This window comes from Shewanella insulae (genome assembly GCF_009831655.1).
Taxonomy (GTDB): domain Bacteria; phylum Pseudomonadota; class Gammaproteobacteria; order Enterobacterales; family Shewanellaceae; genus Shewanella; species Shewanella insulae.
Genome location: NZ_WRPA01000005.1, coordinates 113,031 through 137,420, shown reverse-complemented (window position 1 = coordinate 137,420; position 24,390 = coordinate 113,031). Strand labels below are relative to the sequence as shown.

Genomic DNA, 24,390 nt, shown 5'->3' with positions numbered 1-24,390 from the left:
TTTACTAAATCAATGTATTCTAGTACTAAAATCGACTAAAAACGAACGAGCGCGCTGCCCCAGGCAAATCCGGCGCCGAAGGCCTCGAGAAGCAGGAGTTGACCGCGTTGAATACGTCCGTCGCGCACCGCCTCATCCAAAGCAATAGGCACAGAGGCAGCCGAGGTATTACCATGTTTGGCCAGGGTCAATACCACCTTGTCCAGGCTCATATCGAGCTTCTTGGCGGTTGCCTTAATGATGCGGAAGTTCGCCTGATGAGGTACCAGCCAGTCGATCTCAGATTTATCAATCTGATTGATGCGTAGCGTCTCTGTGACCACATGAGAAAGCTGAGTCACGGCGACCTTGAAGACGTCGTTGCCCTTCATCGTCATATAGCCGACGGCCTCTGAAGACTCACTGGCTCTTGGCGGGAAGGAACATTTCAGCAGATCGCCTTGACGGCCATCGGCGTAGATATGGGTCGAGATGATACCCGGCTCTTCTGAGGCGCCCACAACCGCGGCGCCGGCGCCATCACCGAATAGAATGATGGTGGTGCGATCTTCAGGCTCGCACAGACGTGACAGGACATCGGCACCAATCACCAATACTTTCTTGGCCGCGCCCGTCTTCACAAACTGATCCGCAACCGACAACGCATAGACAAAGCCTGAGCAGGCAGCTGCGACATCGAAGGCCGGAATGGTATGCACGCCCAGCATCGCCTGAATTTCACAGGCCGCGGCAGGAAAGGCGTTATTGGCACTCGTGGTACCACATACGATCATATCCAGTTCGCTAGGGTCGACCCCGGCCATTTCCAGAGCGCGCACCGCGGCAGCATAACCCATGGTTGATACTGATTCGTCTTCGGCGGCTATTCTGCGCTCTGAAATACCGGTACGTTCAACAATCCACTGGTCACTGGTATCCACCATCTTTTCCAGATCTTGATTGCTACGGACTTGCGCTGGCAAATAACTACCAGTTCCGAGAATTTTTGTATGCATAAGGAGATATCAGTTATTTATGTCTAAAAGGATCGACTCAAGACGCTCTTCAATCATCTTGGGAAGCCGACGTTGTGCTTCGGTCACTGCCAAACTAATTGCTTGTAAATAGGCAGATTCATCCGCACTTCCATGACTTTTTACTACAATTCCGCGCAATCCTATCAGACTTGCTCCGTTATAGTGGTCGGGGTTCATCTGATTTAAAACACTATTAATGCGCGGGGCGATTAACTTGGCCAGTAATCGTACAAAAAAGCCTTGAGTTAAGCCTTTCTTCAACTGATGGACGAGGAGCCTTGCAATCCCCTCAGAGGTTTTCAGGGTAATGTTGCCGACAAAACCGTCACAGACGATGACATCGACATTACCCGAATAGATAGCATCGCCTTCGATAAATCCGGCGTAATTGAGCTGCGGGCTCTGTTGCAGTAACTGCCCCGCCTGTTGTACCTGATCGTTACCCTTGATCTCTTCGATGCCCACATTGAGCAGGGCAACCTTTGGGGCAGGATTCTTATCCACTGCCTCACACAGGACTGAGCCCATCACCGCAAACTGAAACAGGGTTTCGCTGCAGCAGGAGACGTTGGCACCGAGATCCAGCAGATATACGGGTTTATGATTGACCGCCGGCAGGCAGCTGACCAGGGCCGGTCTGTCTATACCCGGCAGCGTCTTGAGTAACACCTTGGAGATGGCCATCAAGGCCCCGGTGTTACCTGCGCTTAAACAGGCCTGCGCCTTCTTATCCCGTACCAGTTCGATCGCCAGACGCATCGAGCTTTGCTTGCAGTTACGCAGCGCATGCACGGGTCTGTCGCACATCTTCACCACTTCTGTGGTATGCACGAGTTCGATACGTGAGAGTATGTCAGATTCCAGGTGGCTTAGCAGAGGTTCGATTTGCGACCTGTCACCCACCATGATGACGTGTAAGAAGGGATATAAGCGAAGTGCCTGCAGGGTTGCAGGCACTGTGATGCGGGGACCAAAATCGCCCCCCATCGCATCTAACGCAAGCGTCAGATTAGTCATCGGCAATCAACAGATTACTTGTTGATAACCTTCTGACCACGGTAGTAACCGTCTGCAGTCACGTTGTGACGACGGTGTAGTTCACCACTCGTTGCATCAACTGACAGTTGAGCAGTGCTCAACGCGTCGTGTGAACGGCGCATACCGCGCTTTGAACGAGATTTTTTATTCTGTTGTACAGCCATTTGACCTGTCTCCTAGATTACTTGCTCTTCAGTTTTTCTAACACTGCAAACGGATTTGGACGCTCCTCTTGAGCGGGTTCAATCTCGCCTACTACTACATCTTGATCGCCTTTGCTGCAGCTTTCTTCTGCATGCATTGGGATCAAAGGCATAGCTACTATCAATTCATCTTCAATCAATTGATGCAGACGAATCTCACCTATCTCATTGCACTCAATAGGGTCATACGCATCCGGGAGCTCATCGATTTCTGCCTCAGACCCGCAAGGGCTAAAACAAAAGTCGACCGTAACCTCAGTGGTAAATAGCGTCATGCAACGTTGACATATCAGAGTGAGCTCCGTCACAGCCTTCCCTTTCAGGTAGACTATCCCCTGTATATCTACACCACATTCAATCGACACTGCCACATCGGAACAGTCGCCGGCACATAACTCATTTAATCGCTTTAGCTGCACACCGGGAACAAGGCCTTCATAAGAAAGCTTGCTGGCCGCTGCGCGTATAGGATCAATTGAGACCGGTATCTTTACTGTTTGCATAAGGCGCGCATATTATAGTTTGAATTACCTTGAGTCAAAGGAAAATTTATCTCCTTTATCGATCCCGTTAACGAAAGCGATAAAACCCATCAATAATTCAAAAATTGTTGGAGCGAAAATTTTACCCAAGGGTCAATGGATACTCAAGCCCCGCACGCTTAAAATAGAAGCATTCGCACGGCCTTAGTCGCCTCTTTTCATTGCCCTTGTCTAAATATAGTCCGCACCTCGCATATCGATCTCTTCAAGCAGTCATTTTTGTCCCGATGCGTTAAACCTTGCTTATCCATCTCACCTGCCACACGACTTAATTCTGCGTTTTTTTCCCAAGATGGCTTATGATAGCCGCCATTCATTAAAAAGTTTTGCCACTCGCAATAGATACCAGATAAACAAGGTAAAATCATGACCCCGCCTATCATACTCGCCTCCACCTCAGTTTTTCGTCAGTCTTTGCTTCAGAAACTCGCTATCGAGTTTGATACCTGTGCCCCTGAGGTAGACGAGACGCCGATCACGGGAGAGTCGGCTCAGGAGTTAGTGATACGCCTGGCATTGGCCAAAGCCAAGGCGGGCGCACAAGACCGCCATAGTGGGCTGGTTATCGGCTCAGATCAAGTCTGCGTCATCGACGGTGACATCATAGGTAAGCCGCTCACGCGAGCCAAGGCCATTGCACAACTCGAGCGCGTCTCAGGCAAGTCGATCACCTTCTATACTGGCCTCGCCCTGTTTAATGCGGCCGATGGGACGAGCGAGGTTATCTGCGAGCCCTTTACCGTTCACTTTAGGGTGCTGACCTCAGAGCAGATCAATTACTACGTCGATACCGAGCAGCCCCTTTACTGCGCCGGCAGCTTCAAATCTGAAGGCCTTGGCATCGCCCTGTTCGATCGCCTCGAGGGACGGGATCCCAATACGCTTGTGGGCTTACCCCTGATCGCCCTCACCCAGATGTTGTTTAAGCAAGGCGTGGACATCTTGGCCCCCGCACAGGCATAAAGGCTATCCGGCAATCACCAGCCGCTAGCGATTTCCAACGTCTCCAGGCTCTACTACCTCCAGGTTAAGGCCTTCATCAGGCCTTACACCTCTCCAAAGCAGACATTCATTCCAGTGACGAGCCAAGGTTTAGATTTATTCACTAAAACAAGGCTTCACAAACGGATAAAAACTAGCTACTTTGAAAATGAAGATTTTCAAACGCCAATAACATTGATAGCGACAAGGAAGTCAACTGTATTTTTGGGTGGTTATATTATGACCGATCTCGAAGAAGCTCTTGCCTTACTCGCCGCCCCCTGCATCGACGAGCGATTCTTTCAACGGGCACTCAAGGCTCTCGCCCTCGTGACACAGTGTCGCTGGGCTGCGTTCGCCCGTCCTTCAACACATCGGGGAAAAATAGAGGTAGTAGCCTTTTGCGACGTCAAACAAACCATTCCCGGATTCGAGTTTGACCTCAAAGGCTCTCCCTGCGAAGCCATCTACCAGATGCGCTACCCCGACACCCATCTCTTGTATGCGAGTGATCTACAGCAGCGCTTTCCCGACTTTCAGCTTATCAAAGATCTCGGGGCCGTCAGCTACCAGGCCGAACTCATCCTAGGCGACGAAGGGAACCCTCTCGGGCATATCTTAGTCATGGATCCACTCCCCCAGAGAGAAAATACCAAGTCACGGGAGTTCTTCCGCCTGTTAGCCCAGCGGATCGGTATCGAATATAAGCGCTTGCTGATGTCGAGGGAGCTGTCGGTACACAAGGAGATGATTGCATCGACCCATCATATGATGTCCTTCGTCGGCCTCGACTATCGCTATCATGTGGTCTCTAAGGGTTATGAGCATCTGCTTAACTGTGACGCGAGCGAGATCATCGGCAAACATGCCAGCGAAATCCACGGCGAGGCGGTATTCGAGAACCACATTAGGCCGCTGCTAGACAGGTCCTTCGCGGGAGAGTCGATCAACACCCAGACCCGCATTCACCCCCCTTCGGTGGCGGAACCTCAGTATCTCAACGTCCATCACAACCCCCACCAGGATGAAAATGGCCAAATCAGTGGCGTCATCGTATCGGCCCATAACATTACCGAGCTGCAAAAGGCCAAAGAGGAGAGTGAATACCTCGCCTTCCACGACTCACTAACTCAGCTGCCTAATCGCCTCGCCCTATTTAACCATTTCGCCAAACTGTTACCCAAATTGCCAGAGCAGCAGGCAGACTTGGCCGTACTCTATCTGGATCTCGATGATTTCAAGCAGATCAACGACAACTACAACCATCAGGTTGGTGACAAGGTACTACAGAGAGTTGCCGAGATTTTAAGGACGGTTTGTTCCAATGCTGAGATGGTAGCTCGTATCGGCGGCGACGAGTTCATCATACTGCATAGCTTCGAGGCCAAAGATGAGAGTGACAAAAGACAGCTGCTCAACGCACTTAGCCTAAGCCTCAATCAGAAGCTAGAAGAGGGCATTAGGCATGAGGGAGAGCAACTCAGACTCGCCGCCAGTATAGGTTACCACTGGGTCGAGCCAGAGCAGAGGGACGTATCGGCGCTTATCTGCATGGCGGACAAGTCTATGTACCGCAACAAGCGCCGCAAGCGGCTTAACCAGCCTTGCCAGTAATAAGCGGAAGCAGCGCCAGCGGATACTCAGCGATAGCGACTGGATTGGCTTCCTGTAGCTTTGGCGCCGAATGGGCACCATAACTCACGCCTATGCCGTCTATGCCGGCATTGCTCGCCATATTGAGATCGTGCACCGAATCGCCAATCATCACCGCCTTATCGGGCGCAACATCAAGCAGCGACAACAGCTCGTGTAGCATCTGCGGGTGAGGCTTACTCTTGGCCTCGTCGGCACAGCGACTGGCCACAAAGTGCTGATGAAATCCTGTTTCATTGAGTACCCTGTCTAAGCCGGCGCGTGCCTTGCCGGTAGCCACCGCCAGTTGATGCCCAGAAGCCTTGAGGGACAAAAGCAGCTGCTCGGCACCTTCAAAGACTGGGCTGGGCGTTTGATTAAGCTGCAGATACTGTTTGCGATACACGTTCACCATATTCTCACGTGTCTGCTCGCAGGCGCTGGGATGCAATACATTTAGCGCCTCGTCCATCGACAGGCCTATGATGTCACGAATCGCTTGTTCGCTCGGCACCAACATACTCAGCTCCCTGGCGGTCTGCTGCATACAAGCTACTATCTTGCTGACCGAGTCCATCAGGGTGCCATCCCAATCGAATATCACTAAATCGTATCGTTTCATGCCTTATCCAATTTATTCAACAATTCTTGTAGCGCGCTGTCCAGTGGCGCCTTCACCTGCATCACCTCCTCCGTGACCGGATGGGTAAATTTCAGCTGAGCGGCATGGAGAAAAAGACGATTGAGGCCCAACTGACGCATGGCATCATCAAACTTCTGCTCGCTGTATTTCTCATCACAGGCAATGGGGTGACCGGCATACTGGCAATGCACACGGATCTGGTGGGTACGGCCGGTAACCGGACTGGCCTGTACCAGGGTGACCCCTTGATAGCGTTGCATTATCTTAAAACGGGTTTCCGAGGGTTTCCCCTCCTGATTAACACGCACGATACGCTCACCAGACTTAAGAGTCAGTTTCAACAGCGGCGCATTGATCACCTTGTCATGCTTTTGCCATTCACCACGCACCAGGGCCTGGTAGTCCTTCTGCATCTTCTTATAACGCAGCTGATCATGTAGGTGTTTAAGGGCGCTGCGCTTCTTGGCGATCAACAAGACACCCGAAGTTTCCTTATCCAATCGGTGAACCAGTTCGAGAAACTTCTGCTGCGGTCTGAGCGAACGCATTGCCTCGATAACGCCAAAATCCACACCACTGCCGCCATGCACCGCGATGCCGGCAGGCTTATTGAGCACTATAAGGGCCTTATCTTCAAACAGGATACGCCCCTCAAGTTGAGACACCTTAGTCAACTTGGCACTCGGCCCTGGTTTGTCGTCATTGCTGGATACACGAACTGGCGGAATACGCACCACGTCACCATCTTGCAGCTTATATTCGGGCTTGATCCGTTTCTTGTTAACGCGAACTTCACCCTTGCGCACGATACGATAGATCATACTCTTAGGGACGCCTTTCAGTTTAGTCACCAGAAAGTTATCGATTCGCTGGCCCAGGTGATCCTCGTCAATTGTCACCAGTTCGACTTTATTTAATGCTTGTTGCTTGTTCATGCTACGCCTTGTCTCTTTCAAGCTTCACATTGTACATCAGATAACAAGTTTTGTGCCTTTCCATTTGCTGATTTTCAGGATTGTTGCTATATTTGCCACGCCAATGGGGATAAATACTGAATAAAGTGTTCACAAATCCCCCAATGCAAGCGCGAAGAGCAGAGACTAAAAACTATTTTTACTGAGTAGTAAGTGATTGACTTACAAGTCGTTAGATAAAAATAAACCGAGAAAACGAGTTTAAACGACTAAACGCAGTATAAATGCCACATTTAAACGTGGTTTCTCTAAGAATAGCGCTCCAAATTCGAAGTTTAATATTCACTTGTCGTCAGACGAGCACGTATCGATTTTGGCATTACCGGAAAGTACATTAGAATTTATGGGGTTGGTTGACGTTTAACAACGAATTCCTTGTTTTTAGCGATTTTAAAAAATAAGCCATAAATAGGATGCGACACGCAGCGATTGCGTCTTACAGAGATTGCGCACCCTAGCCCAGACCCAAGCCGTGAGGCTCCACTTATCATTCTGGGCCCGTAATGCATCGACAACAGCTTCGTTTGATGACCTTATTTTAAGAAGAAATACGTCATCATGAAACGGATGTTAATTAATGCGACTCAATCTGAAGAGTTGCGCGTTGCCCTAGTTGATGGGCAACAACTATACGATCTCGACATCGAGAGCCCTGGTCACGAGCAGAAAAAAGCCAACATCTACAAGGGTAAAATCACCCGCGTAGAACCCTCTCTCGAAGCGGCTTTCGTCGACTACGGCGCCGAGCGTCATGGTTTCCTCCCCCTCAAAGAAATTGCACGCGAGTACTTCCCTAAAGGCTACTCTTTCCAAGGCCGTCCTAACATCAAAGAGGTGGTGAAAGAGGGTCAGGAAGTCATAGTTCAGATTGACAAAGAAGAGCGTGGCAACAAGGGCGCAGCCCTGACCACCTTCATCAGTCTGGCGGGCTCTTACCTGGTGCTAATGCCAAACAACCCTCGCGCCGGTGGTATTTCTCGCCGAATCGAAGGCGATGAGCGTACCGAGCTAAAAGCCGCCATGTCTGAGCTGGAAGTCCCTCAGGGTATGGGACTTATCGTACGCACCGCAGGTGTAGGTAAAGATGCCGCCGAGCTCAAATGGGACCTTAAGGTCCTTCAGCACCACTGGGCAGCCATCGAAGAAGCGGCGCAAAACCGCCCTGCACCTTTCCTGATCCATCAGGAAAGTAATGTTATCGTACGCGCCATTCGTGACTATTTGCGCCGCGATGTCGGTGAAGTACTTATCGACCATCAACGTATTTATGAGCAGGCTAAACAACACGTATCTTTGGTACGCCCAGACTTCGTCGATCGAATCAAGCGCTACGAGGCAGAAGTACCACTGTTTACCCATTACCAGATTGAAACCCAGATCGAATCGGCCTTCCAGCGTGAAGTGCGTCTCCCTTCTGGTGGCTCTATCGTTATCGATCCAACCGAGGCACTAACCTCAATCGATATCAACTCGGCCCGTGCAACGAAGGGCGGGGATATCGAAGAGACAGCGCTTAATACCAACCTTGAAGCAGCCGACGAGATCGCCCGTCAGCTGCGTCTACGTGACTTGGGTGGCCTGGTCGTTATCGATTTCATCGACATGACACCGGTCAGACACCAGCGCGAAGTCGAAAACAGAATGCGTGACGCCGTGCATCACGATAGAGCCCGTGTCCAATTGGGACGCATCTCTCGCTTCGGTCTGATGGAGATGTCACGTCAGCGTCTGCGTCCATCTCTGGAAGAGTCTGCCGCGCACCTGTGTCCACGCTGTCATGGCCAAGGCACTATTCGTGGTACCGAATCGCTTGCCCTCTCTATCCTGCGTCTGATGGAAGAGGAAGCGATTAAAGAAAACACCTCACAGATCGAGGCCGTCGTACCTGTCGATGTCGCCGCCTTCCTGCTGAACGAGAAGCGTAAAGCCATTCGTATCACAGAGCAGCGTCATGGCGTCGAAGTCTATGTGATCCCAGATCCTAACATGACGACACCTGACTACCGCGTGAGCCGCCATCGCAAAGACGATCAGATCAGCGAATCAAGCTACAAGCTGCTTGAGCAACCTGAATCTAAGCTCTACGAACCGCGTAAGCTAGAGCGTGCCGCCGCTCCCGAGCCTGCCCTCAAAGGCTTCTCGACACCAGTTAAAGGTGCACCAAGCAAAGAGGCGCCGGTCCAGACCAAACAGGTAGAAAAGCCACAGGAGCCAGGCCTCATTGCCAAGCTTCTAGCCGCCATTGGTAAGCTGTTTAGCGGTGAGCCGGAGCAACCTAAGGAAGCCCCTAAGAAAGAGCAACCTCGCCGCAACGCACAGAGTCGTAATACGCGTCGCAACAACCGTCGTAACGACGCGCGTAAGAACCGTGATGAAGACAAAGAGGCTGACAACAAGCGTAGTCGTGGTGGCAAGAGCGAAGATGCTGGCAATCGCGCCGCTAAGAGCCGTAACGAGAAACGCCAAAAGCGTGACCGTGACGATAAGCCGCAAAGCCAAAGCAAAGCGAGCGAAGGCCAAGCGCAACAACCTAAACAGGAAGCCGCCCGCGAACGCCGTCAGCGCCGCAACATGCGCCGTAAGGTTCGTGTACAGTCTGAGCAGCAGCTAGCCGATGAGGCAGCACTGGTACAGGTAGCTGAAAAGGCTAACGACGAGCAGGTGCAAGTACCAGCCGCCGACACCAAAGCTGATGAGAAGCCACAGCGCCAAAAACGCCAGCCTCGTAAGAGCAAGCCTAAGCAAGAAAAAGTCGACAAGACAGAAGACAAGACAGCATTAGAGCCTGAAGCGCAAAGCGTCGTAGAAGAAACGACTGCCAAGCAAACTGCTGTCGAGACTCAGGCCGAGAGTGACGCTCAGCCTCAGCTCGAAGAGAGCAAGGCAACCGAAGGCGAAACGCAAGGGGATGACGCAAGTGCTCAGGCTCAAGAGACCGATGACAGCAAGCGTGAACCAAGAGAAGGTCAGCGTCGCAGCCGTCGTAGCCCTCGTCATCTTCGCGCTGCCGGTCAACGCCGTCGTCGTGACGAAGAGAGTAACGGTGAAGCCAACAATGCCGAACCCGCCTTTATTCCGAATGAGGTGGACACCGCACCTCAGCTAGAACAAGCCGAGAGTGGTGTTGAAGTTGTCAGTGAAGCTCAGGCTCCAGCGACTGAGAAAGAAGATAAGCAAGGCGCTACTAGCAAAGCCGAGACGACAGATGCGGCCACCTCCGTTACCGAGGAAGCATCTGCACAGAAATCGGTTAAGGGTGACGCCACTCAAGAAGAGGGCAAGCCTAAGCCAAAACGTCGTGCGCCAAAGGCCAAAGTCGCCTCTAAAGAGGAGACCTCAACAGAAAAAGCTCAGCAAAGCCTGCCACTGGCAAGCGAAGCTGAAACCAGTCTGAAAGAGGAAGTCCAGGCAGAGCTTGATCTGACCAGCACACCTGAAGAGATTAAGGCGGATCAGGAAGAGGCGCTTCAAGCGGAAGAAGTGACAGCGCAGGCCGAAGAGCCAGTTGTTGCGGCTGAAACGGTAGAAGCTGCACCTGTTGTCGACGAGCCTGCAGTGGAGGTGCAAGAGGCCAAGGCTGAAACTGAAGCCCCTGTTACTGAAGCCCCTGCCGCCAAAGAGAACAGCGCCGCCACAGCGCCAATGGCAAAGCCTGTTGCAGTGCAAGCCCCCATCGCTCAGGTGAAGCCTGCCGCTAAGCCTGTTAAGGCTGAAACCGCAGAGTCCAAGCCTGCCGAGGAAGCTGGCGACAAGACAGAAAAGCCTGCGCCTAAGGCCACTAGCCGCTTCGGTTCCATGGTGAGTTCAACCATGTCCAAACCAGAGATAGAAGCCAGGGCTCAAGTTGAAACACCATCGGGTCGTCAATACGAGCACGCGGCAAAAGAGGCCTCGGCCGAGCCAGCGAAACGCACTAACAGTGCAAACTCGGAAATGGCACGTCCCTAAGGTATAATAAGCCTTAAGTCAAAAAAGCCATGCGATAATGCATGGCTTTTTATTTTATTAGCGCCGCTATTTTGCTAGTATGCGCGGCCGAAAATCAATCAACTAACAGATTAATAACAGAGGCTAAATGTTCGATCTTATTCGTCACAAAACCAGCAGCCACAGAGCCGATTTGTTGTCGGGACTCACGGTTGCGTTAGCACTGGTCCCCGAAGCGGTTGCTTTTGCCTTCGTCGCCGGTGTCGAGCCTATGGTTGGCCTGTATGCCGCCTTCATCATGGGCCTGGTTACCGCGCTCATCGGTGGTCGTCCCGGCATGATCTCTGGTGCCACCGGCGCCATGGCCGTGGTCATGGTAGCCTTGGTCAGTGAACATGGGGTGCAATATCTCTTTGCCGCCGTAGTGCTGGCAGGCCTGATACAAGTCGGATGCGGTCTGCTAAAGCTGGGGAAATTTATTCGCATCGTGCCCTATCCTGTGATGATAGGCTTCGTTAACGGCTTAGCTATCGTGATCTTCCTGGCACAGCTCGGTCAGTTTAAGGTCCCCGATGCAAACGGCGTATTGACCTGGCTGCCACAGGATCAACTCGCGTTGATGCTTGGCCTCGTCGCCCTCACCATGGCGATTATCCATTTCCTGCCTAAACTTACCACGGCGTTTCCGTCATCATTAGCGGCGATCCTCACGGTAACCGCCATTGCGGTCTATTTCGAACTCGATACTCGTAACGTACTGGACTTCTTGAAGTCCATGTCAGGCGATGAGAGCGCGACCATAGCGGGTAGCCTGCCGACCTTCGCCATTCCGTCTGTGCCCTTTAACCTGGAGACTCTCTCTATCATACTGCCCTACTCCTTTATTTTAGCGGCGGTAGGCCTCATCGAATCTCTGCTGACGCTGACGGTGATCGATGAGATGACCAGCACCCGGGGTAAAGGCAACAAAGAGTGTGTTGGCCAGGGTATAGGTAACATCACGAGTGGTTTCTTCGGCGCCATGGGTGGCTGTGCCATGATAGGTCAGTCGATGATCAACATAAACTCAGGCGGGCGCGGCAGACTCTCAGGCATCACGGCGGCCATCGCCCTGCTGGCCTTCATCTTGTTCGGTTCGTCGTTGATTGAGATGATCCCGTTGGCGGCACTGGTTGGTGTAATGTTCATGGTAGTACTAGGCACCTTTGAGTGGGCAAGCTTCAAGGTAATGCGTAAGGTGCCTAAGCACGACGCCTTCGTCATCGTCCTGGTAACTGTGGTGACAGTGTTTACCGATCTCGCCTTTGCGGTATTTGTCGGCGTTATCGTCTCGGCATTGGTATTTGCCTGGGAGCACGCCAAACACATCAACGTCGATGTGAGTGAAGATGCTAACGGCTGGAAAGTCTATAAGCTCAACGGCCCACTCTTCTTTGGTTCGGTCGCCGAGTTTTTGGAACTGTTCCACGCCAAGACAGATCCTCAGGATGTGATTGTGGATTTCCAAAACTCTCGCGTGTGTGATCACTCGGCCCTCGATGCCATCGACACCCTGGCGGAGCGTTATGTGAGCTCGGGTAAACGATTACATCTTCGTCACCTTAGTCACGATTGCAAGCAGCTACTGCATAAGGCAGGCGACTTGGTGGAGGTCAACCTAATAGAAGACCCCCACTATAAGGTGGCCGACGACAAACTAGATTCTTAAGGGGTCCAGCTCTATATAAGCTGGCTAAACCTTGGCAATAAAAAAGGCGCATGATGCGCCTTTTTTATTATCCGCCGCCCGATTTGAGCCGTTCCTTAAACAGGGCCTTTATCTTATCTACCTTAGGTTTAACTACCACCTGACAGTAGGGCTGCTGCCCATTATGCTCGAAATAGGCATCGTGATAAGGCTCGGCGGGATAGAAGTTATCCAATGCCACCAGCTCAGTCACTATGGGCTTGTCGAAGATGCTCGCCTCAGTCAGTCTGGCTATCATCTGACTCGCCGCTTGAATCTGTTCATCGTCATGGGTAAAGATCACCGAGCGATACTGGGTACCGACATCATTGCCCTGACGGTTGAGCGTTGTGGGATCATGGCTTTGCCAGAATACCTCCAGCAGCTCTTCATAGCTGATTATATGGCTGTCGAACTCAATCTGCACCACCTCGGCATGACCGGTATCTCCAGTGCATACGGCTCGATAATTAGCTGTCGACTCATCGCCACCGGCATAGCCAGACTTAACCGATATCACGCCTCTGAGCTGACTAAATACCGCCTCCAGACACCAGAAGCAGCCACCGCCCAATGTTGCCCAGCGAATATGGCTGTCAACGTTCTGCCGCTCCGCTCTTCCCTTGAATACCATAGAGACAGAATTCACACAGTGGCGCAGATTCTTGCTAGTCAGATACTCCCCCTCAAACACATGACCAAGATGACCACCACACTGCTGACACACTATCTCGACACGATGGCCATCTGCGTCCGATACACGCTTAACAGCGCCCGGGATCTCATCATCGAAGGCAGGCCAGCCACAATGGGCGTTAAACTTATGCTCAGACAGATAGAGAGGCGCATCGCAACGCTTACAATGATAGACTCCAGGCGCATCGTGCTGATTGTACTCACCACTAAAGGGGCGCTCCGTGCCCTTATCCTCAATCACATACCGCTCAAATTCCGTTAGTTCACGCACTCTTGCACTCCTGTACGACTTTCCCTCAGGCCATTCAGACCACTCTACTCACACAATAGCAGATAAAAGACCTAGTAAACAGGTAGGTTATTGCATCATTATAGTGTCCACCTGCTGTTTGTTAGCTAAAGCATGATTTTAATAGTAAAAATTTTAGAGGCAAACCAAGCTCTTCTCGTCACCAAACAATGAAAGCGTGATTTTTGTCACACCCAATTGCTCAAAGGCGATCCCAAGGTTAAACTGCCAGCGGGGTTCAATAACAAGAAAACAAAATATGAAATTAGAAACAATAGATTACCGTGCTCAAGACAGCGCCAAGCGATTCGTTGAGTCCTTGCGCGAAACAGGATTTGGCGTACTCTCAAATCACCCGATCGACAAGGCTTTGGTCGATACCATCTATGAAGAGTGGCAGGCCTTCTTCAATAGCGATGACAAGCACAACTACCTGTTTAAGCCGGAAACCCACGATGGTTTCTTCCCTTCCGAGGTATCTGAAACTGCCAAAGGCCATACGGTGAAAGATATCAAAGAATACTACCATGTCTATCCTTGGGGGCGCATTCCAGACTCCCTTAGAGAGAACATACTGCGCTACTATCAGGAAGCTAACGCACTGGCCGAGGAGCTACTCGGTTGGGTAGAAGCCCATACTCCAGCAGAAGTGGCTGTCAATTACTCTATCGCCCTACCTAAGATGATAGAGAACAGCCATAAGACACTGCTGCGCATTCTTCACTATCCGCCAATGTCGGGCGATGAAGAGCTAGGTGCCATTCGCGCCGCGGCCCATGAAGATATTAACCTGCTTACCGTATTGCCGGCCGCTAACGAGCCTGGCCTGCAGGTGAAAGCCAAATCAGGCGACTGGTTAGATGTACCCAGCGATTTCGGCAACTTGATCATCAATATTGGCGACATGCTCCAGGAAGCGTCGGGCGGTTATTTCCCTTCGACGACCCACAGAGTGATCAATCCAGAAGGCGCCGACAAGACACGCTCGCGTATCTCGCTGCCCCTCTTCCTCCATCCTAAACCAGAAGTGGTCCTGTCGGAGCGTTACACCGCCGACACCTACCTGATGGAGCGTCTGAGAGAATTGGGCGTTATCTAACACCCTCGACTAAGATAAAAAGCGCCCAAGGGCGCTTTTTATTTATGATTTTTAAACTGTATCAGGGTAAAATCCCTCCCCAAATTTGCACAGAGACAGAGTACAGAGATGGCAATTCAGTGGTTTCCAGGCCATATGCACAAGGCGCGCAAAGAAATAGCAGAGGTGATGCCTCAAGTCGATCTGGTGATCGAAGTGCTCGACGCCCGTATTCCCTATAGCAGCGAAAACCCTATGGTCGCCAGTTTGCGTGGTGACAGGCCCTGTATCAAGCTGCTCAACAAGTCAGATCTAGCCGATCCGGAGATCACCCAGCGCTGGATCGACTACCTGGAGCAAGAGCAAGGGGTGAAGGCGATGGCCATCACCACGCTGCAGGCAGCCCAGGTGCGTAAGGTCCCCGAACTCTGTCGTAAGCTAGTGCCTAACCGTGACAAGGTAGAAAAAGATATCCGTACCATGATCATGGGGATCCCTAACGTAGGCAAGTCGACCATCATTAACACCTTGGCGGGAAGAGTGATTGCCAAGACGGGGAATGAGCCTGCGGTCACCAAGACCCAGCAGCGTATTAATTTGAAGAATGGCATCGTACTATCAGACACCCCCGGCATCCTATGGCCTAAGGTGGACAACGAGGCCAGCGGCTACCGCCTGGCGGTAACCGGCGCCATCAAAGACACGGCAATGGAATATGAAGATGTGGCCATGTTTGCCGCCGAATACTTCCTCAAGGCCTATCCCGATGCCATGCTTGAGCGCTATAAGCTCAAAGAACTTCCTAGTGATGACATAGGTCTGCTCGAGGCGATTGGTCGCAATCGTGGCGCCTTGAGACCAGGCGGCAGAATCGATCTGCACAAGGCCTCGGAACTGCTACTGCATGAGTTCCGCTCGGGTAAGATAGGTCAGTTGTCACTGGAAACCCCAGAGATGGCCGATGCCGAAAAGGCGGAAGTGGCTCGTATCCTGGCCGAAAAAGAGGCGGAGAAGCAGGCGAAGATCGAGGCTGAGCGCCAAAAGCGTTCGGGCGTTCGTCATAACGACTAAGCTAGCAACTTAAAAAATGCCGCTTGCAAGATGACGCTCTCGAAAATATTTCTAAATTGTCACTAGCAAGCGGTTGTGCATCAAGTTCATGCTTATTTAGCAATCTGCGACAGCAGTTTTTCACAACTCTGCTGCAGTAGATCCAAAACCTGCTCAAAACCCGCATCGCCGCCATAGTATGGGTCTGGCACCTCCCGCTCTCCCTCATCTAGAAACGAGAGCATCAAGGCCAGCTTTGACTGATATTGAGCTGGACAGCGAACACGCAAATCTCGCAAATTAGCCTTATCTGCCGCCAAGATCAGATCGAATCGTTCAAAGTCATCGTCTCTAACCCCTCTGGCACGAATGTCACTGAAATCTAAGCCTCTGCGCTCGCCAGCCTGACGAGCCCGTCGGTCTGGCCCCTCCCCCTCATGGTAATCAGAGGTACCCGCCGAGTCACAAACGATCGAGAGGCCCCGCTCGTTAAGCAGGCCTCTAAATACCGCCTCGGCCGTTGGAGAGCGACAGATATTCCCGAGACAGACAAATAGGACAGAGTTGATGTTTGACATACTTTTCCTTTCTTATTCAAAACCTACATTATTAATTTAATGCTTATCCCAAACGGCATGCGAATTCAAAGCGGCTCACGAATTCGCATAAAGCTGGCAAACCTGGGTACACCATTTTGAGTCAGGCCATAATACTTATAGGTAACCGTGCTGCCAATGGCCGGAGGATGCCGACGCTGCTCATCGCTAAAGCCAGTGCCTAGCTTAAAACGGATCCCCCCACTCGTTTCAACCTCTAGCGACCCCATCATTCCCAGGTATTTCCCCTTCCCCGGCAGATGGGCGATAACCTTAGCCTCGGCATCCTGATAACGCTTGAGCTTCACTAAGTCACCATTGCGCCCGGCCCGATAGCGAGCATCCTGATGATGCAGCATCAGGCCCTCAGCCCCTTGTGCCACCATTTTGTCTAATTCAACATTCAACGCCTGACTATCTTGAATTCGCCTTTGAGGAATGACATGCAAGAAAGGTGATAGATGTGCGTAGCGTTTAACGGCTAGCGAGTAACGTTCACCAAAGGGGCTATCTATAGCGGGATAATCGAAGACCAGAAACGAGACGGCGCGCCAACGCTCAGGGTCGGCATTTTTATTACGAACTAAGGCAGAGATAGCCTCAAACTGCTCGCGACCAATCCACAACTCGCCATCTAAGGGGTCTTTAGGAAAGCCTTTGGTAAACCAGGGAGGCACTCTTATTGGATGACCAGAGCGGGTCATCATCGAGTTGCCCGTCCAGCGTCCTCTTACGCCATCGAACTTTTCGCTCACCAGATACTCTGATATAGGTCGGTCGGCCTCGCGCCTACCTGCCAACTGCAATCCTGGCTGTTGTTTCGGCTTAAGCTGGCTCACTGCGCCACCTGGAAAACTGGGGGAGTCGTTAGCCATCGCCACATGTGAGACACAACATAGAAATAGCGCGGCGCGCCCGATAAAGATTGACCGACTAGTACACGACATTGGCTCCTCCTTGAGCAATAGGGTGACAGCTAAGCGTTAAGTTTAGCCCAAAGCCTATCAGGCAGATGTTACGCTGGTAACTAGAGTGTTATACTGGCGCCCAAATTGTAACAGGCCTGCCCCCGCCAGCTCAGGCCGAGCGGAAACAGTTAAACGACAAAAACGAAATGGACACCTATGAAACCGGAAAATAATCACGGCATCAAACGAATCTTCAGAGCAACAGGCTTCTCGATGCAAGGACTTAAGCTTGCTTGGCAATCGGAGGCTGCCTTTCGCCAAGAGTTGATCTTGGTCGCCTTCATGCTACCAATCGCCCTATTAGTAGAGGTGCCCTTGGTCGAACGTATCCTGCTTATCATGACGCTGATGATAGTCTTGATCGTCGAGCTACTTAACTCGGCCATCGAGGCGGTGGTCGACCGTATCGGTCACGAGATCCATCCCCTAAGCGGTCAGGCAAAAGATATCGCCTCGGCGGCAGTATTTATCGCTCTGGCCCTGTGCGGCGTCACTTGGCTACTTATCCTCTGGCCACTGGTTTTCTAACCCGCTTCAGACTTTAATACCTGGCTCTCGATACATCATCGGGAGCCTTTTTATTTGTGTAATCCAGCTCTCAATATCAACAAAAACGCCGCAACCTTGACATTTTTTGATACAAATCATTCACAATTTTAAATATCCTGTTAGAATGATAGCGTAGTAAAAAAGTCTTACTAAATAAATCAATAACTTATAATTATTATTAGTTGATAGAGGTTGTAGTTAGTGATTAAATCGGTCGCCATATTTAGCTTGTCTCTCTTTAGCTCTTCGGTATTAGCCGCTGGAGCTGCCAATTCCTATTCGGTGTCGGCACCGGTAGAACCTAGTGAGATCATGTTAAAAATTGGCGGTTTCTACTCCAACTCTAACTCCAGCATGGATGTCACCAACCCGGTTCAGGGCAATAATTTTAAGCTCGATTTCGAAGAGGACTTAGCTTTAGAAGAATCGCAGTTTCTACCGTTTTTCGAGGCCAGCTACCACTTCAACTCTCGGCACAGCATCTATTTCGACTGGAAACAGCTGCATCGTACTGCAGAGGTAAAAAATCTCACCGTCCCCTTTCAGGTCACCCTAGACAATCAAGTTTATGACGTTCAATCGGGTGCTCGTCTAGAGACAACCCTGAATATCGACATTGCACGCCTGGGATATGGTTATAACTTCTATCAGGGAAATAACTTTAACCTCGGTCTTTCCTTAGGCCTCCATACTATGTTTATCAAGACCGCCTTCGACGGCGACATAGGTATCTGTGCCAAGGGAGAGACACTACAACAATGTGCGCAAACGGCATCACCAAGATTTGTCGATGAAGAGGTCACGGCGCCCTTGCCGGATGTCGGACTGTACGGCGACTATGAGTTCAGCCCAGGCTTCAAGTTCAACGCCCACGCTCAGTATTTCTACATCAAATTGGACGATATCAAGGGCAGTCTGATAGATATTCGCGCCGGTGTCGAAGCCGAGATCACCAAGAATTGGCGTATGTCAGCCGCCTTTAACTATTACAAGGTCGATGTCGACTTTAAACACAGCATCTCAGATCAGCTCAACGTGGCCGACTATAACTTGTACTACAGCTTTATCGGGCCCATGCTATCGGTAAGCTATCGCTTCTAAGCGCCAAATGCCATCTTGATATGGCCGTTAGGCTTGGGTCCTAACGGCCATTTTTCTTTTTAATACTCGACTGTGTATGACCGACCGCTAGCTTGGCAGCCGCCCCTTGTGCGGGCATCAATTAACCATAAAACTGATAGCAGACCCAGATACCAGCGCATATCCCGGCAAAATCCGCACTTAAGCCACACACCAGGGCATGACGACCGTTACGTATCCCCACGGCGCCGAAGTAGACCGCCAGCACATAGAAGGTTGTCTCGGTACTCCCTTGCACCACGGCCGCTAAGCGGCCGGCAAACGAGTCGACCCCATAATGTTGCATTGTCTCCAGCATCATGGCACGAGCACCCGAACCGCTAAAGGGTTTCATCAAGGCGGTGGGCAGGGCGTCGACAAACCGGGTATCCCCCCCCAGCAGATTGACCAGGGCGGCGATGACCCCAAGCAGATAATCCAACGCACCCGAGGCGCGCAGTAAGGCGATGGCCAGTAACATGGCAAGCAGGTAAGGGATCAGCTGCACCGCCTGATTAAAGCCCTCTTTCGCGCCGCCAACAAACTCATCATACACAGCCACCTTACGCAGCCCCGCCACCAGAATGAAGCTGAAGATCAGCAGCACTAAGATGCCGTTGCCCAGCGCCGTTGAAAATTCACCTATGGCAGCTACCGTTAGCGTGCCTAGATAAAACACCAAGGTAGATACCGCCGCCAACATCAGGGCACCGTAGCCCAACAGGACACTATTCAGCAGTGAGATCCGCTGATAGAAGGCCACCACTAATACGCCCACCAGGGTGGAGGCCGTGGTGGCCAGCAAGATAGGCAGAAAGATATCCGCTGGCGACTCGGCACCTTGCTGGGCGCGGTAGAGAAATACGGTGACCGGCACCAAGGTAACGGAAGAGGTGTTGAGAACCAAGAAGAGGATCTGCGCATTGGTAGCCACACTCTTGACCGGATTCAGGCTCTGCAGATCTTGCATCGCCTTAAGCCCAAGGGGCGTCGCGGCATTGTCTAGGCCAAGTACATTGGCCGTCAGGTTCATGGTGACGCTGCCAAAGGCGGGGTGTCCCCGCGGCACTTCTGGCATTAAGCGGCTCAGCAAAGGCTCAAACAAACGAGCGAAGAGGCCCACCACACCGGCCTTCTCCCCTACCCGCATCAGGCCCATCCACAGGGAAAGTACGCCTATCAACCCCAAAGCAATTTCGGCGGCTAACTTGGCACTGGCAAACAGGGCTTCGACCACGGCAGATAGGATCTGCCACTGTCCCTGAAACAGACTGATGGCGATTGCGACTAAGGCGGCGACAAAAAAGGCAAACCAAACGCGATTTAACACCCGAGACTCCTTTCACCCTAAGCTTTGCTCAAGGCCCAATAATGGATGTGATATACTGGCGACTAACGATATCTCTATTCTGTTACCTATGGTTCAACTAAATCAAAATTTTATCAATAGCATAGCGAAAGATATGCCGGATCATCTCTCGATGGATGAATTTATCAGCTATTGCGCCAAGCCCCTACGTCCCTCCATCAGGGTCAACACTCTCAAGATAACGACCTCTGACTTTCTCACCATGATGAATGCCAAAGGCTGGCAGTTCGAACCTGTGCCCTGGTGCGAGGAGGGTTTCTGGGTAAAGGTGGGTGACTCGGTGCAGCTGGGTAACACGGTAGAGCATATTCAGGGACTATTTTATATTCAGGAGGCCAGCTCCATGCTGCCACCTAAGGCGCTATTTCCCGAGCCGATAGAGGATGCGTCCCCCCTCACCCTACTGGATATGGCTTCGGCGCCGGGTTCTAAGACTACTCAGCTTGCGGCCCTGATGAACAACCAGGGCTTGTTGGTCGCCAACGAATACTCCTCCAGTCGGGTCAAGGTGCTGCACGCCAACGTGCAACGCATGGGCGCCAGCAATCTCGCCCTCACCCACTTCGATGCCAGAGTCTTTGGCGAGTATCTGTTCGAGACTTTCGACGCCATACTGCTCGACGCCCCCTGTGGCGGTGAAGGCACGGTGCGCAAAGATCCCGATGCCCTCAAACATTGGGACGCAGATGAGATAGAGGCTATTGCCAGCGTGCAACGCGACCTAATCGAATCTGCCTTTCTGGCGTTAAAGCCGGGCGGCAGCCTGGTATACTCCACCTGCACCCTCAATCGCCGCGAAAATCAGGAAGTCTGTCTGCACCTCAAGGCCACCTATGGCGATGCGGTGCAGTTTGACTCCCTAGCCAGCCTCTTCCCAGACGCCGAGAAAGCCTGTACCGGTGAAGGCTTCCTCCATGTCTGGCCGCAGATCTTCGACAGCGAAGGTTTCTTCATCGCCAAGTTAACCAAGCTGACCGAGGTGCCCAGAAACAGCGAAGAACCGCGCAAGCAGAAGAACTTTCCCTTTAGTCCTATCGACAAGAAGTCTCGCCTGGCCCTATGCGACTATTTCGATACAAGCTTCGGCATAAAGCTTGACGGTCAGGGGCTCTTGATGCAGAGAGACGATGAGTATTGGCTGTTTCCTAGCAATGTGGAGCCTCTCATCGGCAAAATTCGCTTTCAGCGGATTGGCCTCAAGCTGGCCGATGCCCTGAAGAAAGGCTTTAAGCCCAGGCATGAGGCCGTCATGGCACTGGCCGGCAGTTCCCAAGGGATCAGGCTTGATGAGGCTCAGGCGATTCAATACCTGATGGGCCGTGATATCGCCTTAGCCAGTAAAGAGAAACCACAAGGCGAGCAGTTGGTGAGTTACCAGGGCGCCCACTTAGGCTTGGTGAAGCACTTGGGGAATAAGCTAAAGAACAGCCTGCCTAGAGACCTGGTACGAGATAAAATCTGCCCTTCTTCGATAATTACAGAGGATAACACAGGCGCTGCCTCAGGCTAAAGCGAAAGCGACTGAATTAACGTCAACAGCCGCAAGATAACATTTTGTTACATTTTAATCTAAGATTTACCTAGACGAGCCCGGCAGTGAGGTAGAGTTTGACTACACTAAAAGCCTGAGACGAAATTCGAGGCAATCTCAAACAGTAGCGCACGGCTCTGCAAAGAGCCATTCCCCTAGACCCAGAACAATTGGAATAGTTTTGGGTCTTTTTTTATCAGCTTCTCTTGGCTTGCGAGCTTAACTGCTTGCTTGGTTGTTTTCCAGATGACAACTTTAGTGCTTAGCTCTGCGACATTTGTCTATGCCCCCAGCAGCTAAGCACGCATCTTTCGCCAGTGACTATTTATCAACAGACACTAGGTTCTCAACAAACATTAGGCTTTCACCAAAAACTAGGCTTGCACTAGCTTTGCCGCGTCTTTAAACAGGCTAAAGAAGTTGTCACCAGTATACTCAGCCAGCTCTTCATACTTCTCACCGCGTAGCTCGGCCACAAACTCAGCCACATCCCGAACAAACGCAGGTTGATTCTCTTCACCACGGTGAGGCACTGGCGCCAGATACGGCGCATCGGTTTCCACCAGGAGCCTGTCTTTTGGCACCTTGCGGATCACAGAGCGTAGCTCGCCGGCATTCTTAAAGGTCACTATGCCAGACACAGAGATATAGAAGCCCAGATCTATGGCGGCCTTGGCCATCTCCCAATTCTCGGTAAAGCAGTGCAGCACGCCACCCACCTTGTCCGCCTGACCGGCCTTAAGCATGGCGATGGTATCTTCACGGGCATCGCGGGTATGGACGATCAACGGCTTATCTACCTCGACCGCCAGGGCGATCTGCTGCTCGAAACATTGCTGTTGCAACGCCTTGGTCTCGCCCGAATAGTAATAGTCCAGGCCTGTCTCACCGATGGCGACTACCTTAGGGTCTTGTAGATAGCTGTGCAACTGAGTCGTATCCAGCCCCTCCTGCACATCTAACGGGTGCACGCCTGCCGACAGGAACACCTGATCGAAGGCTGCCATTTTCGCCTGCATAGAGGCAAAACCTTGCTGACGCACGTTGACGCACAGGAAATACTCCACGCCGCGATCCTTGGCTTGGGCTAGCAAAGTCTTCAATGAGTCCTGGTCGGGCGCCGCTTTAAGGCGATCGAGATGGCAATGGGAATCGATAAGCACGCAAAAATCCTAAGTCACTACAAAAGGAGCCAAAGGATAGCTATCTACATGGTACAGGTCAAATCACCTGAGGCGAGTTCGCGGGAAAGTAGACTTTCAATATGATGTTTGTGGGTCGAGGCGTCGGTGATGATCTTCACCCCTATGCCCGCCGGTCGCCCACCGGATGCGCCCAAGGGGTTGATCCACACTACCAGGCCTTGAAACTCGTGACGCGCGGTCGAGCCAGGAAGTTGATAGGCGATGGTAAGCTCCTGACCTAGGTAGTGGCTTTCGGTCGTCGCCACAAACAAGCCCGCAGGCTGTATGAAGGGCATGTAGGCTCTGTATAGCTGATGTAATGTATCAAAATTAACCACGAGATCGACCATATTATTTTAACTTGTTGTTAGCGACTGATACTCTATGATAAACGACTGAAAAACGGCCATAAAATTCACATTAGGCATCATACTCAGGTTATGATACGTCTCCATAACCTTGGCTGCAAATTTTGTTATCTTGATGTTAATTAATGCATCAGCATCTTTCTGCTTCACCAGTTTTTGTCGCAGGACAACATACAAAACTTTAAGTGCATCAGAAACTTGCTTTTCATCTATATTAGTTAAGTTAGCACACAGGTGCCCAGACGACAAACTTTGCACCCAGGCTTTTCTCAGGCCAATCAAGGCCTCGTATCGTCCGTCATTTAGGGCGGCAAGCAGATCCACTGGGCCACCGACAATCGGCAGACACCAAGTCACATCACTCGTTAAGTTAAACTGAACCGCCAACCACTCCTGTACCGCCTCGCGGCTCGGCAGCTGGCAATGTAGGCGCTGACAACGACTGCTTATGGTGGCCATCAAACGGCTAGGGGTATCACTCTGCAGCAACAGAAGGGTCTCCTTGCCCGGCTCCTCCAGCGTCTTCAACAGGGCATTGGCCGCCGCCGTATTGAGTCGCTCGCAGTTCTTAACGATCGCGACTCGTCTTCCCCCCTGCTGGGCGGTGGCAGTCAACTTCTGGCACAGCTCTCTGACTTGATCTACCTTAATCTGATTGCCGTCGGCCTCTAGCAAGTAACAATCGGGATGGTTACCGGCGATAAACAACTGACAGCCCTTGCAGACACCGCAGGCACCATTGGCCGTCGGCGCCATACACAGGCTGGCCTGAGCCAAGGTATTGGCAAGTTGCATGCCGCCATAGCCCTGGTGAATCCCCAAGAGATAGGCATGTCCCTGCCGGCCAGTCATCAACTGACCACAGAAAGCCTCACGAACTGGGGTTAACCAAGGTAGATTCATTATGACTT

22 protein-coding genes are annotated in these 24,390 nt (G+C 51.7%); 9 read left to right on the top strand and 13 right to left on the bottom strand.

All coding sequences use genetic code 11. The features are described from left to right. Positions 1-35 precede the first annotated feature (35 nt). The 4 genes from GNT65_RS07705 to yceD are packed head-to-tail and all read right to left on the bottom strand — an operon-like array spanning position 36 to position 2,760. On the bottom strand, positions 36-995 hold the full coding sequence (locus tag GNT65_RS07705; RefSeq protein ID WP_011865400.1) for a beta-ketoacyl-ACP synthase III: 960 nt from the start codon (positions 993-995) through the stop codon (positions 36-38). 9 nt (positions 996-1,004) lie between these two features. Beyond that, the gene (plsX, locus tag GNT65_RS07700) at positions 1,005-2,033 is read right to left on the bottom strand and encodes a phosphate acyltransferase PlsX (protein ID WP_160794952.1); all 1,029 of its coding nucleotides are present in this window, start codon (positions 2,031-2,033) and stop codon (positions 1,005-1,007) included. A gap of 14 nt (positions 2,034-2,047) precedes the next feature. Beyond that, the gene (gene rpmF, locus GNT65_RS07695) at positions 2,048-2,218 is read right to left on the bottom strand and encodes a 50S ribosomal protein L32 (protein ID WP_011865398.1); all 171 of its coding nucleotides are present in this window, start codon (positions 2,216-2,218) and stop codon (positions 2,048-2,050) included. A gap of 17 nt (positions 2,219-2,235) precedes the next feature. Then, positions 2,236-2,760 carry a 23S rRNA accumulation protein YceD gene (gene yceD / locus GNT65_RS07690; RefSeq protein ID WP_160794950.1) on the bottom strand — a complete coding sequence of 175 codons (525 nt, stop codon included), beginning with the start codon at positions 2,758-2,760 and terminating at the stop codon, positions 2,236-2,238. Positions 2,761-3,165: 405 nt separating this feature from the next. Between yceD and GNT65_RS07685 the strand changes: the two genes are divergently transcribed. Then, positions 3,166-3,762, top strand: coding sequence for a Maf family protein (locus GNT65_RS07685; RefSeq protein WP_160794948.1), 597 nt, complete (start codon positions 3,166-3,168; stop codon positions 3,760-3,762). Positions 3,763-4,020: 258 nt separating this feature from the next. Next, complete coding sequence (locus GNT65_RS07680; RefSeq protein WP_160794946.1) at positions 4,021-5,394, top strand: sensor domain-containing diguanylate cyclase; 1,374 nt, start codon at positions 4,021-4,023, stop codon at positions 5,392-5,394. On the opposite strand, the gene GNT65_RS07675 is transcribed toward GNT65_RS07680, so the two are convergent. Both GNT65_RS07675 and rluC read right to left on the bottom strand, forming a co-directional pair. Continuing rightward, the gene (locus GNT65_RS07675; protein WP_160794944.1) at positions 5,375-6,034 is read right to left on the bottom strand and encodes an HAD-IA family hydrolase; all 660 of its coding nucleotides are present in this window, start codon (positions 6,032-6,034) and stop codon (positions 5,375-5,377) included. The genes GNT65_RS07680 and GNT65_RS07675 overlap by 20 nt on opposite strands. Beyond that, the gene (gene rluC / locus GNT65_RS07670; RefSeq protein ID WP_160794942.1) at positions 6,031-6,990 is read right to left on the bottom strand and encodes a 23S rRNA pseudouridine(955/2504/2580) synthase RluC; all 960 of its coding nucleotides are present in this window, start codon (positions 6,988-6,990) and stop codon (positions 6,031-6,033) included. Before rluC ends, GNT65_RS07675 begins: the two co-directional genes overlap by 4 nt. Positions 6,991-7,587: 597 nt before the next feature. Here rluC and rne point away from each other — a divergent pair. Both rne and GNT65_RS07660 read left to right on the top strand, forming a co-directional pair. Then, the gene (gene rne, locus GNT65_RS07665; protein WP_160794940.1) at positions 7,588-10,977 is read left to right on the top strand and encodes a ribonuclease E; all 3,390 of its coding nucleotides are present in this window, start codon (positions 7,588-7,590) and stop codon (positions 10,975-10,977) included. 127 nt (positions 10,978-11,104) lie between these two features. Continuing rightward, positions 11,105-12,664, top strand: coding sequence for a SulP family inorganic anion transporter (locus GNT65_RS07660; RefSeq protein ID WP_160794938.1), 1,560 nt, complete (start codon positions 11,105-11,107; stop codon positions 12,662-12,664). Between the two features lie 67 nt (positions 12,665-12,731). On the opposite strand, the gene GNT65_RS07655 is transcribed toward GNT65_RS07660, so the two are convergent. Beyond that, positions 12,732-13,649 (bottom strand): bifunctional methionine sulfoxide reductase B/A protein, encoded by a 918-nt coding sequence (locus tag GNT65_RS07655; protein ID WP_160794936.1) that lies wholly within the window; start codon positions 13,647-13,649, stop codon positions 12,732-12,734. Positions 13,650-13,926: 277 nt separating this feature from the next. Between GNT65_RS07655 and GNT65_RS07650 the strand changes: the two genes are divergently transcribed. Both GNT65_RS07650 and ylqF read left to right on the top strand, forming a co-directional pair. Continuing rightward, on the top strand, positions 13,927-14,766 hold the full coding sequence (locus tag GNT65_RS07650) for an isopenicillin N synthase family dioxygenase (protein WP_160794934.1): 840 nt from the start codon (positions 13,927-13,929) through the stop codon (positions 14,764-14,766). 108 nt (positions 14,767-14,874) lie between these two features. Then, complete coding sequence (ylqF, locus tag GNT65_RS07645; RefSeq protein ID WP_160794932.1) at positions 14,875-15,816, top strand: ribosome biogenesis GTPase YlqF; 942 nt, start codon at positions 14,875-14,877, stop codon at positions 15,814-15,816. Between the two features lie 92 nt (positions 15,817-15,908). Here ylqF and GNT65_RS07640 read toward each other — a convergent pair whose 3' ends face one another. After that, positions 15,909-16,373 carry a low molecular weight protein-tyrosine-phosphatase gene (locus tag GNT65_RS07640; protein WP_160794930.1) on the bottom strand — a complete coding sequence of 155 codons (465 nt, stop codon included), beginning with the start codon at positions 16,371-16,373 and terminating at the stop codon, positions 15,909-15,911. A gap of 65 nt (positions 16,374-16,438) precedes the next feature. Beyond that, positions 16,439-17,338: a DNA ligase gene (locus tag GNT65_RS07635; protein ID WP_239872670.1), complete on the bottom strand. Its 900-nt coding sequence runs from the start codon at positions 17,336-17,338 to the stop codon at positions 16,439-16,441. A gap of 177 nt (positions 17,339-17,515) precedes the next feature. Between GNT65_RS07635 and GNT65_RS07630 the strand changes: the two genes are divergently transcribed. Both GNT65_RS07630 and GNT65_RS07625 read left to right on the top strand, forming a co-directional pair. After that, complete coding sequence (locus GNT65_RS07630) at positions 17,516-17,887, top strand: diacylglycerol kinase (protein WP_160794928.1); 372 nt, start codon at positions 17,516-17,518, stop codon at positions 17,885-17,887. Between the two features lie 249 nt (positions 17,888-18,136). Continuing rightward, the gene (locus GNT65_RS07625) at positions 18,137-19,009 is read left to right on the top strand and encodes a TonB-dependent receptor (RefSeq protein ID WP_160795119.1); all 873 of its coding nucleotides are present in this window, start codon (positions 18,137-18,139) and stop codon (positions 19,007-19,009) included. A 121-nt stretch (positions 19,010-19,130) separates the two neighbouring features. Here the strand turns inward: GNT65_RS07625 and GNT65_RS07620 are convergent, their stop codons facing one another. Continuing rightward, a complete protein-coding gene (locus GNT65_RS07620) occupies positions 19,131-20,357 on the bottom strand; it encodes a nucleoside recognition domain-containing protein (RefSeq protein ID WP_160794926.1) in 1,227 nt (408 codons plus the stop codon). Positions 20,358-20,445: 88 nt separating this feature from the next. Between GNT65_RS07620 and rsmF the strand changes: the two genes are divergently transcribed. After that, positions 20,446-21,906, top strand: a complete 1,461-nt coding sequence (gene rsmF / locus GNT65_RS07615; protein ID WP_160794924.1) for a 16S rRNA (cytosine(1407)-C(5))-methyltransferase RsmF — start codon at positions 20,446-20,448, stop codon at positions 21,904-21,906. Positions 21,907-22,301: 395 nt separating this feature from the next. Here the strand turns inward: rsmF and GNT65_RS07610 are convergent, their stop codons facing one another. Genes GNT65_RS07610 through holB form a run of 3 tightly spaced genes read right to left on the bottom strand, consistent with a single transcriptional unit; the run spans position 22,302 to position 24,382 of the window. Then, complete coding sequence (locus tag GNT65_RS07610; RefSeq protein WP_160794922.1) at positions 22,302-23,090, bottom strand: TatD family hydrolase; 789 nt, start codon at positions 23,088-23,090, stop codon at positions 22,302-22,304. Between the two features lie 44 nt (positions 23,091-23,134). Further along, on the bottom strand, positions 23,135-23,461 hold the full coding sequence (locus GNT65_RS07605; RefSeq protein ID WP_160794920.1) for a PilZ domain-containing protein: 327 nt from the start codon (positions 23,459-23,461) through the stop codon (positions 23,135-23,137). Between the two features lie 6 nt (positions 23,462-23,467). Then, the gene (holB, locus tag GNT65_RS07600) at positions 23,468-24,382 is read right to left on the bottom strand and encodes a DNA polymerase III subunit delta' (protein ID WP_160794918.1); all 915 of its coding nucleotides are present in this window, start codon (positions 24,380-24,382) and stop codon (positions 23,468-23,470) included. Between the last annotated feature and the right edge of the window lie 8 nt (positions 24,383-24,390).